10 protein-coding genes are annotated in these 10,820 nt (G+C 42.3%); 9 read left to right on the forward strand and 1 reads right to left on the reverse strand.

The features are described 5' to 3' along the window. Positions 1-140: 140 nt before the first annotated feature. The 4 genes from CXL14_RS06335 (at position 141) to ftsX (ending at position 3,154) form a co-directional block, all read left to right on the forward strand. Entirely contained in the window at positions 141-989 is an 849-nt protein-coding gene (locus CXL14_RS06335; RefSeq protein ID WP_089072467.1) for a YitT family protein, read from the forward strand. Between the two features lie 35 nt (positions 990-1,024). After that, positions 1,025-1,366 (forward strand): cytochrome c551, encoded by a 342-nt coding sequence (gene cccB, locus CXL14_RS06340; protein ID WP_003151417.1) that lies wholly within the window; start codon positions 1,025-1,027, stop codon positions 1,364-1,366. A gap of 218 nt (positions 1,367-1,584) precedes the next feature. After that, entirely contained in the window at positions 1,585-2,271 is a 687-nt protein-coding gene (gene ftsE, locus CXL14_RS06345; protein ID WP_007407465.1) for a cell division ATP-binding protein FtsE, read from the forward strand. Continuing rightward, positions 2,264-3,154 (forward strand): permease-like cell division protein FtsX, encoded by an 891-nt coding sequence (gene ftsX / locus CXL14_RS06350; RefSeq protein ID WP_007407464.1) that lies wholly within the window; start codon positions 2,264-2,266, stop codon positions 3,152-3,154. The genes ftsE and ftsX overlap by 8 nt, the downstream gene beginning before the upstream one ends. Positions 3,155-3,199: 45 nt before the next feature. Here the strand turns inward: ftsX and CXL14_RS06355 are convergent, their stop codons facing one another. Then, entirely contained in the window at positions 3,200-4,606 is a 1,407-nt protein-coding gene (locus CXL14_RS06355) for a right-handed parallel beta-helix repeat-containing protein (RefSeq protein WP_089072466.1), read from the reverse strand. 209 nt (positions 4,607-4,815) lie between these two features. On the opposite strand from CXL14_RS06355, the gene ctpB reads away from it, so the two are divergent. From ctpB to CXL14_RS06385, 5 genes are all read left to right on the forward strand, one after another. Next, the gene (gene ctpB / locus CXL14_RS06360; protein WP_373925933.1) at positions 4,816-6,174 is read left to right on the forward strand and encodes a carboxy-terminal processing protease CtpB; all 1,359 of its coding nucleotides are present in this window, start codon (positions 4,816-4,818) and stop codon (positions 6,172-6,174) included. A 372-nt stretch (positions 6,175-6,546) separates the two neighbouring features. After that, the gene (swrA, locus tag CXL14_RS06365) at positions 6,547-6,900 is read left to right on the forward strand and encodes a swarming motility protein SwrAA (protein ID WP_014305920.1); all 354 of its coding nucleotides are present in this window, start codon (positions 6,547-6,549) and stop codon (positions 6,898-6,900) included. A 74-nt stretch (positions 6,901-6,974) separates the two neighbouring features. Next, entirely contained in the window at positions 6,975-8,165 is a 1,191-nt protein-coding gene (locus CXL14_RS06370; protein ID WP_014418998.1) for a cell division topological determinant MinJ, read from the forward strand. An 812-nt stretch (positions 8,166-8,977) separates the two neighbouring features. After that, positions 8,978-9,340 (forward strand): hypothetical protein, encoded by a 363-nt coding sequence (locus tag CXL14_RS06375; protein ID WP_029972814.1) that lies wholly within the window; start codon positions 8,978-8,980, stop codon positions 9,338-9,340. A 289-nt stretch (positions 9,341-9,629) separates the two neighbouring features. Further along, positions 9,630-10,325, forward strand: a complete 696-nt coding sequence (locus CXL14_RS06385; RefSeq protein WP_014418997.1) for an SDR family oxidoreductase — start codon at positions 9,630-9,632, stop codon at positions 10,323-10,325. Positions 10,326-10,820 lie beyond the last annotated feature (495 nt).

The raw sequence follows: 10,820 nt of genomic DNA on the forward strand, positions 1-10,820 counted from the left end.
GTGTTTTTTTATCCGTTCTCTTTTTCCATTTTTCACAACAGCGCTTTAGCAAATTAATACGGTATTTGGCTGTTATTTACTTCTAAGCCGGGAAGACTTAAAATGCTATCGAGAGAAAATCGGAGAACGGAGGATTTTGCATGGATGTGAATCACAATAAGCCGCTCCGTCTGATCAAAGATTATATATACATCATGATCGGGGCGGCGATTACGGGGGTCGTGTTTAACGTATTTTTGCTGCCGAACCGTATAGCAGCGGGGGGAGTAAGCGGGATCAGCACCATTTTAGAAACGTTTGGTTTTGAACCGGCTTACGTGCAGTGGATTATTAACATCCCTTTGTTTATCGCCGGAGTGATTATTCTCGGCGGGAAGTTCGGAATGAAGACACTGGTCGGTTCCATCGTTCTGCCGCTCGCTGTCTATTTAACAAGAGATCTGCCTGCCGCGACGACCCATGAACTGCTGGCGGCGATTTTCGGAGGCGTCGGGATCGGAACGGGAATCGGCATCGTGTATCTCGGCAAAGGCTCCACGGGGGGAACGGCTCTGGCGGGGCAGATCATTCACAAATACACGGGAATGTCGCTGGGAACGTGCCTTGCCATCATGGACGGATTAATTGTGCTGAGCGCGATGCTCGTTTTCGGAGTGGAGCAGGGACTGTATGCGATGCTCGGGGTATTTATTTCAAGCAAAACGATTGATGTCGTGCAGGTCGGGTTCAACCGCTCCAAAATGGCTTTAATCATTACGCAGCATGAAGAAGCCGTCAGGTCGGCTGTGTTTAAAGAAATCGACAGGGGTGTGACGAAGATTTCCGCAGTCGGCGGGTATACGGAACATGACCGGCCGATCTTAATGTGTGTCGTCGGCCAGACTGAATTCACAAAACTGAAACAAATCGTCAAACAAATTGATGAATCAGCCTTTGTCATTGTCGCAGACGCAAGCGAGGTGCTCGGCGAGGGTTTCAAACGCGCGTAAACGGGGTTATAATAGCGAAGGGGTGCATCTTACATATGAAATCAAAATGGGCGCTGCTGGCGCTGGTTCTGACCATGTCCGTCCTGCTGGCGGCATGCGGCGGTTCCAATGAATCGAAAAAAGAAAGCTCTGACAGCTCAGGCGGATCAAAAGCATCTGCCTCAGCAGGAGAAGAGCTTTATCAGCAAAGCTGTATCGGCTGTCACGGAAAAGACTTAGAAGGCGGCGGAGGTCCGAATTTACAGGAAGTCGGCGGGAAGTATGATGAAGCTAAAATTGAAAGCATCATTAAAAACGGACGAGGCAATATGCCGAGCCATCTTGTAAATGATGAGGAAGCCGCGAAGATCGCAAAATGGCTGTCACAGAAAAAATAACAGAAAAACCTTGCCTGTTATAGGGGCAAGGTTTTTTCACGGCCTGGGAATGAAAAGAAACTGTAATAGTAATATGTCTAAATTTGACGTATAATGAAGTGTACTGAGGAAAAGGAACTTTCAGATTTTTCATCTGTTTCCTGGTAAATCGGCCATAAACCGCTGTACGTTTGCGAACTCTATGGCTGCAAGACATAATTAAAAGATTAGGTGATTTCATGATAGAGATGAAAGAAGTATATAAATCCTATCCGAACGGTGTAAAAGCGATTAACGGGCTGTCAGTCATGATTCATCCCGGAGAATTTGTATATGTCGTAGGACCGAGCGGAGCCGGTAAATCTACTTTTATTAAAATGATTTACAGAGAAGAAAAACCGACAAAAGGGCAAATATTGATTAATCATAAAGATCTCGCGTCTGTGAAAGAAAAAGAGATTCCTTTCGTGCGGCGTAAAATAGGTGTTGTTTTCCAAGATTTCAAACTTCTTCCGAAACTGACGGTATTTGAAAACGTCGCGTTCGCGCTTGAGGTTATCGGAGAGCAGCAGTCAGTCATTAAAAAACGCGTGCTCGAAGTGCTCGATCTTGTGCAGCTGAAGCATAAAGCGCGGCAGTTTCCCGACCAGCTTTCCGGAGGAGAACAGCAGCGTGTTTCCATCGCAAGATCCATCGTCAACAATCCTGACGTCGTTATTGCTGACGAACCGACGGGCAACCTTGATCCGGTAACATCATGGGAAGTCATGAAGACGCTGGAAGAGATTAATAACCGCGGAACGACCGTCGTGATGGCGACACACAATAAAGAAATAGTAAACACCATGAAGAAACGGGTCATCGCGATCGAAGACGGAATTATTGTGCGTGATGAGTCAAGAGGGGAGTATGGTTCTTATGATTAAAATTCTCGGGCGCCATTTGCGTGAGAGTTTTAAATCTCTCGGAAGAAACACATGGATGACATTTGCATCCATCAGCGCCGTTACCGTTACATTGATTTTGGTCGGCGTGTTTTTAGTCATTATGCTGAATTTAAACAACATGGCTAAAAATGCTGAAAAAGAAGTGGAAATTAAAGTATTAATCGATCTGACGTCTAATAAGAAAACGCAGGATACGCTGCAGAATGAGATTAAAGACATCTCGGGAATCCAAAGCGTAGAGTTTTCATCTAAAGATAAAGAGCTTGATCAATTGGTCAAAAGCTTCGGCGACAGCGGAAAGGCCATGAAAATGCAAGATCAGGAAAACCCGCTGAACAACGCGTTTATCGTCAAAACGACAGATCCGCATGATACGCCGAAAGTCGCGAAAAAAATTGAGAAGCTTGATCATGTGTATAAAGTGACATACGGGAAAGAAGAAGTCAGCCGTCTGTTTAAGATCGTCGGGGTGTCACGCAACATCGGGATTGCGTTAATCATCGGCCTTCTGTTCACGGCGATGTTCTTAATTTCAAATACGATTAAAATCACGATTTTCGCCAGAAGAAAAGAGATTGAAATCATGAAGCTTGTCGGCGCGACAAACTGGTTTATCCGCTGGCCGTTCTTCCTGGAAGGGCTGCTGCTGGGGGTATTCGGTTCTATCATACCGATCGCTCTCGTGCTGAGTACGTACCAGTCGATGGTCGCTTGGGTGGCCCCGAAAGTTCAGGGCTCATTTGTTTCACTTCTGCCGTACAGCCCGTTTGTGTTCCAAGTATCACTTGTGCTCATTCTGATCGGCGCGGTTATCGGAGTATGGGGAAGTCTGACTTCCATCCGGAAATTCCTTCGTGTATAAATACAAAAGCCAGTCTATATAGACTGGCTTTTTTTAATGGTTTCGTTACTGAATGACGGGCAGGGCCGGTGATCCGGGCTTTAATGTAAAGTCATAAGACGATTCGTCACGGTACATCGGGTCCGCATAAATGGAATCCGAATCGTTTGCCGTTCCTTTTTGGTACGCTGTGAATGAATCATATTCTCTGTTCTTCCAATTCCAAATGCCGTCTTTTCCCGCTTCTTTGTGATAGACGTTATGATTAACGGTATTGCCTTCGTTTTTCGTATAATCATTTGCGATAAAAATCCGTGAACCGCTTGCCGTCATGATGTTTTTTTCGATCGTGTTCCCTTTTGTGCCGTACTGCAGCAGCAGCTGGCCGCCGTCAAGGTCCTTCGTGTCATTTCGATACATAATGTTATGAGCGATCACCGAATTGATGGTGCCGCCGCGTTTCGTGTCATAGCCTCCGATTGAAATACCGGTGTAAGCATTGCCGTACACCTTGTTATCCGTAATCCGGATATCTCGTGCGTATTTCCCTTTATGTTCGGAAGTGGCTTCAATGCCGAGGTCATTGTTGTAAACGGTGTTATTCTTAATGTCCACATGTTCTGCGCCGTCAACGTAAATACCGCCCGCTGAATATTCATCTCCGTAAGCGGGATTTCCGTAAGAAGAGTTATGGCTCACCGTATTGTTTTCAATGACGCCGTTTCGTGCATAGTCGTTTTGCTTGGACGTTCCTTCGTATCCGATCACGTCAATCCCGATATTGTTATTGTCCCGGATGGTATTGCCGGCAATCTTAAATCCGTCAACATTCCCGTTCAGCACGACCGCTTCGCTTGCGCCGAGCGTCAGTTTTTCAACCGTATTATTTGTGATGCTGACATCCTTCATGGCGCCTGTGCCGTAAAACGCAATGCCGTGTGCATTTCCCTCATCAGCCGTGGTTTTAATGTTTCGGATATGGTTGCCGTCAATGTTGATATGACTGCTTGATCCGGTGACGAAGATTCCCATGGCCGTTGCATCTTCTGATGATACGGAGAGATTCTCAAGCGTAACGCCGTGAATGGTAATGTACTGTTTATTGCGGATTTGAATTAACGGAGTTTCAGAATCGCTTTTTGGCGCAGATTTGCCGCTGATTGAGACATGCTCATTCTGATAGTTCCGAAATGTAATCGGCTTTTCGGCCGTGCCGCTGTGCTTTACTTCAAACGTTTCATCGTACGTCCCTTCCCGAATCAATACGGTTGTCCCGGCCTCTGCCTTTTCAGCCGCATGTTTTAATGTGCGGAACGGCTTTTCTTGCGTTCCTTCATTTTGGTCGCTGCCTGCCGGAGAAACATACAAGGCGTTCGTCTGCATTTTTTCATTGGCCTCTGTTTTTGGCCAGACAAAGGCGGTAATGCCTGCGGCCAGAACCGCCGCGGATAAAATCGATAATTTTATTTTCATATCGCATTCTCCTGTATATTTAATGAATTGCATACAAAATATTATACGTTACCCATATATATGTAACAATCTCGCTTTTTCATTTTTTTGTTGCCGTTACATGAATTCTTTGCAATTTACACATACTATCTCCAGGTTTTCGTAAAAGGACTAAGAGGAGGTAAACGATGAAGCAGAAAATGATCGCAGTGATAGCGGCCGTCAGCATCATGTGCGGCGGAGCCCATATTGCCGGGGCGGCACAGCCGAATTCATCAGACGCAGAAAGAAGCCGGGCAATGGATAAAATCGAAAAAGCATATGAGCTGATCTCGAACGAATACGTGGAAAATGTAGATAAAGAAAAGCTTCTTGAAGGAGCGATTCAGGGGATGCTGTCTACATTAAACGACCCTTATTCCGTTTATATGGACAAGCAGACCGCCAAGCAGTTTTCCGATTCTCTTGATTCTTCTTTCGAAGGGATCGGCGCTGAAGTCGGTATGAAAGACAATAAAATCATTATCGTATCACCGTTTAAGCAATCTCCGGCGGAAAAAGCGGGCCTCAAGCCGAATGATGAAATCATCAGCATAAACGGCGAGTCAATGAACGGGAAAGGTTTAAACGAAGCCGTGCTGAAAATCAGAGGAAAAAAAGGATCGAAGGTTTCTATTAAAATACAGCGTCCGGGTACTGATAAACAGCTGTCATTCCGGATTAAAAGAGCGGAAATCCCGCTTGAAACCGTATTTGCTTCCCGCAAAGAATCAGGCGGCCATCATGTCGGCTACATCGGCATATCGACATTTTCCGAGCATACCGCCCAGGACTTCGCCGCGGCGCTGAAAAAGCTTGAAAAACAAGGGATTGACGGTCTCGTCCTTGATGTAAGAGGGAATCCCGGCGGCTACCTTCAAAGCGTCGAACAAATTTTAAAGCATTTCATCACAAAAGACATGCCGTATATCCAAATTGCGGAGCGTAACGGCGATAAAAAACAATATTTCTCAACCTTAAAACATAAGAAGCCGTATCCCGTCAATGTCATTACGGATAAAGGAAGCGCCTCCGCTTCAGAAATTCTTGCGGGTGCGTTAAAAGAAGCGGGACATTATGACGTTGTCGGTGACACTTCTTTCGGTAAAGGAACGGTTCAGCAGGCCGTGCCTATGGGAGACGGGAGCAACATTAAATTGACGCTTTACAAATGGCTGACACCGAAAGGCAATTGGATTCACAAAAAAGGCATTGCTCCGACAATCGCTGTGAGCCAGCCGGATTATTTTGCGGCGGGACCGCTTCAGCTGAAACAGCCGCTTCAGCCTGATATGAACAGCGCGGATGTCAAGCACGCCCAAATCCTGCTGAAAGGCCTAGGCTTCGACCCGGGCAGAGCAGACGGCTATTTCAGCAAAACAATGAAAAAAGCCGTTCTGGCGTTTCAAGACCGGTACAAGCTTGATAAAACAGCGGTCATTGATAAAAAGACAGCGGAAAAAATGAATCAGCTGATGAATGAACAGAAATCTGACGAAAAAAATGATTTACAGCTGCAAATGGCGTTAAAATCATTATTTGTAAAATAAATGAAAAGGAGGCGTTTTTTACGTCTCCTGTTTCTTTTGTCACTCTCTAAAAATGAACTAAAAGACATATAATTATGTCGGTTTTGACAAGATATTAAAAAAATTTTCACATTTAAACATTTATAAAGGACAAACATTACCCGATATTTATAGAGAAGAGAGACTTTATGCCGAGTTAATATGTATTCAAAATGAAACTTTTGAAAGTTGCCTCAGTCAGTTTTAGTTCTTACAATAAAAGAAGGTTCTAATAGAGAACAGTTTTAGTTTGGCAGCTGCATTTCAGTATCGAAAGCAGAAGTGTTTGCGGCGCTTCAGCACGGCAGCTGTAATCACCCGTGCTTATCTGGATAAAAAAATGGGGGTTCACAATTGAAGAGGGCAAGTATTGTGCGTGAAAAAAAATATTATGAATTAGTGGAACAACTAAAAGACAGAACAAAAGACGTCACATTTTCATCAACAAAAGCACTAAGTCTTCTTATGCTGTTCAGCAGATACCTGGTCAATTACACAAATGTTGAATGCGTTCACGAAATCAATGAAGAGTGTGCGAAGCATTATTTCACTTACTTAATGAAAAACCATAAACGTTTAGGAATCAATCTGACGGATATTAAGCGGTCCATGCTTCTGATCAGCGGCGTGATCGAGGTGGAGGTTGACCACTATCTGAAAGATTTCTCTCTCTCAAATGTAACGCTGTGGATGACGGAAGAGAGATAGACGTTTGAGATATTCAAGCCAATGATTATTTGGTAGAATAGAATTAAAATGTTTGGCTTGAGGCGGTGAAAGCAGTGTCTGTTCAATGGGGAATTGAACTTCTGAAAAGTATCGGTCTGTTTTTTTTGCACCCGATGTTCTGGTTTTTTATCATCATAAGTCTCGCATGCGGATATTTGCGGATCAAACGTGAACGCCATACGTTTCATACAAAAATCGCGGATATGTATGACGAGCTTATCTTTACATACATAAAAGGACTTATACCGGGTATTCTTCTCTCCATATTATTTTTTGGACTGGGAATTTCGATTCCATTCGGTCTTCTCGGCATAATCGCGGCTGTGACGGCTTTGGCTTCGCTGACGTTCCGTATGAATTGGCTGTCATCAGCTTATATTGTCAGCGCCGGCATGTTCATTGCGTTTATCCTTCAGTATACCGACACAGTGCCGTTTGCGGATCGGTTTCCGCAGGCATTCGGCGTGAATTGGGCATCGGCGGCCGTGTTTATGGGCCTTTTGATTATCACGGAGGGAGCGGCTGCCTGCCGTTCAGCGCATCTGAAAACATCTCCGGCGCTTGTCGTCAGCAGCAGAGGCCTGCCCATCGGCCGACAATTGGCGAATCGCGCATGGCTGTTTCCGCTTTTCTTATTGGTGCCGGGCAGCGGGCTTGAGTCACACCTTTCCTGGTGGCCTGTCTTTACCGTGCCGGGCGGCTCTTTCCATTTGATCTGGATTCCTTATATCGCCGGCTTCGGACAGCGTGTGCAGGGGTCACTTCCGGAAGTCAGCATAAGGATAACAGCGAAACGTGTCATGATTCTCGGGATTATCGTGGCCGTATTCGGGGCAGCGGCCCTTTGGTGGACTCCGCTTGCCGGAGCTGCCGCTTGTATTGCGGTGCTCGGACGCCTGTTTTTATCATTGAGACAGCGGCTGAACGATAACGCGGCTCCGTTTTATTTCTCTAAGCGGGATCAGGGCTTAATGGTGCTCGGCATCATTCCGAACACACCCGCGGACGATCTTGAGCTGAAGATCGGTGAGATTATTACGAAGGTAAACGGCATCCCCGTGAAGCATGTATCGGATTTTTATGAAGCACTTCAAAAAAACCGCGCATTTGTAAAAATGGAGATCATCGGCCTGAACGGTGAGATCCGGTTTGATCAGCGCGCGTCCTATGAAGGCGAACATCATGAATTAGGTATTTTATTCGTGCAGGATGAACACGAGCACGAAGAAATGACAGCATTATAATGTGATTTTTCATAATTATTCGGAATAGTTTCAAGAACTCCTAAACTAGATTTCAAAATCAGCTAGAAAGTAAAACAGCTAAGAAAATTATATTTTCTTAGCTGTTTTATTTTGAAATAATAAAAAAATAAATGAAGGAGAGGTATGGCTTATTGGAAAGGTTATTGCTAACTCCAAAACCTTTAGAAGATGAATCTTTAGCAGGATATATATTAAGAATAACTGATTATAATGGTTATGAAAATTCTAGTTTGATATATACTATGGCAATATTTGAGGAATCCATGTTGCGAAAAATTCTAATGATTTAAAAAGCATTCTATGAGAAAAATTATACTGGAAAAATCCATTCTATTTCTGGTCCAAAGTTCAATGATGGAAATAAAATACTTTTCCCCATTAATGTATTAAAAGACATTCAAGTCCACAAATACCACTTTTAAAATTCAATTACAAACGTAAAACACCTACCTATTACATGTTTACCAAAATACGTAACTGGTAGGTTATAATATCACCATTACATCTTCACTTTTATAAAGATATCCTTCGCTCCCATCAATCTCAATACCTGAAATCGGCTCAATTCCCATCCCACTTTAATTTTTTCATCATATACACAGAGATGGTATTATGCTTTTCCGCAATTTCTTTTAGAGTAATATATTTTTTTGAAACATCTGTATATCTTCTAATGCAAACCTTTTCCCTCCTGAATCACCATTTCCTATTAAAAATCCTCTTTTTATCCAACTTGAAATTACTGATTGTCTTAACCCTATAATTTTGGCGTTAAGTTTGAGGTAGGAAAGATGTACTGTGAACAACAAGATTGGATATATTCAATTATGACTGAGGATGATATAAGAAAGGGATATAGCTTAAAAGGAACGACTTTTTCAAATCCTCTTGAACGGGGACAATATGATTCAGAAGGAAAGGCGTGTATTACTATGCAAGGGTTTATATATATGCTACATATAGAACTTTTAGATTTAATTGCAAATTCTTACGATTCTAGAAGAGGGGCTACGCCTAGAGAATTATGGGAAAGAGGAATGAAAGAAAATCCACAATTAAAATTTGGAACTATACAGTTAATGTTATTTGTCCCATACATAATTTGTATTTGGTTAATGAATGCCCAAGATGTAACAGTAAGATATCTCCGATAAGAAAAACATTAAAAAAATGTAACTGTGGATTTGAACTGAAATTGTTAGATCATGTAAAGGTAGAAGAGGGTTGTATTAGTTTTGTTCATTTTTTTTATAATTTATATTATGAAATTAAAACCTTTGATACTCAAATAGATGCGATATGGAACCTTAAATTTGTAGAATTACTTAATTTAATGATTACAATTTGGTTAAGGATAGGAGGGTATAATAAAGAGAAGAGGCCAATTGTTGATTTTTCAATGCAAAATGAAGTAACTATTAAAAAAAATCTGGGAGGATTATGGTGGATGTATTAATTACTGGGGCAAATAGGGGCTTAGGGCTTGGATTTGTCGAAGTTGGATTAGAAAAAGGGTACCGAGTTTTTGCTGGAGTCAGAGATCCGAATGAACAAAAAAGGACTCAATTAACCAAATTAAAAGAGAAAAATAGCAACCAGTTAGAAATTCTTCATTTAGATGTCACAGACGAGGAATCTGTTCGTGAAGCAGCTCGTAATGTAGGTGAAAGTCTTGATGTGATTATCAATAATGCTGCCATTCTTAATGGAAGGGGTACGTCTATTGAGGATCTTGATATAGAGGCTATCAAACTAGCATTTGATGTCAACACGTTAGGACCAGCCCGTGTGATTAAACATTTTCTACCTTTGCTGAAAAAGGGTGAGAATCAATCCATTATCAACATCTCGTCAGAAGGTGGTAGTCTAACAAATGCATATAGTGGTGATTATCCTTATGGATTGTCGAAAGCTGCCTTAAATATGTTGTCCGAGAAGCTCCATGTAGCATTAAAGAATGAAGGCATTCAAGTCCTTTCCGTCCATCCAGGGTGGGTAAGGACGGATATGGGAGGAATGATAGCCCCGACACATCCAAAAGAAACAGCAGAAGATATTTATAATCTCATTAATCGACAAGTTCGTATCGATAGTGAATTTGTTTTCGTTGACTATCAAGGGAAACCGATGAGCATTTGATGTAGCACCGTCTGGATGATCAAGAAAATGACTGCTGTATGATATAAGATATAAGTTGAAATTTAAGATTTATACACAAGCGTGCAGAGGCTGTTTGCCTTTCTGCACGCTATTAAATTGGAAAATGTAAAAAAATGATATATTGAGAACAGATCGCATCCTGAAATGCTACATGACATGATAAGAAGGACATAACTTTTTCCTCAAAAAATCGTGTCTTGACAACGGGGGCATTATTGAGTGTTTTTTTAAGTGATTCTGATTATTACTATCCAACCCGAAGGCTAAGGGCGGTGGGTTTAAACCACGACCTTTGAGCTGGAAAAATTTTAAGAATTTTGTTGATATAATCCTTAAATATAATATAATAGAATTATAGAAGCCAATATACATAAATAATTCTCAACATAAATTTTAATATTAATGAGGCAAGATCAAGACGTTGCATCAATTGTAACAAAGATAATATCGCAGCATAAAAACAATAACTTTTTA

Origin of the sequence: Bacillus sp. SJ-10 (assembly GCF_002843505.1) — a bacterium.
Classification (GTDB): domain Bacteria; phylum Bacillota; class Bacilli; order Bacillales; family Bacillaceae; genus Bacillus; species Bacillus velezensis.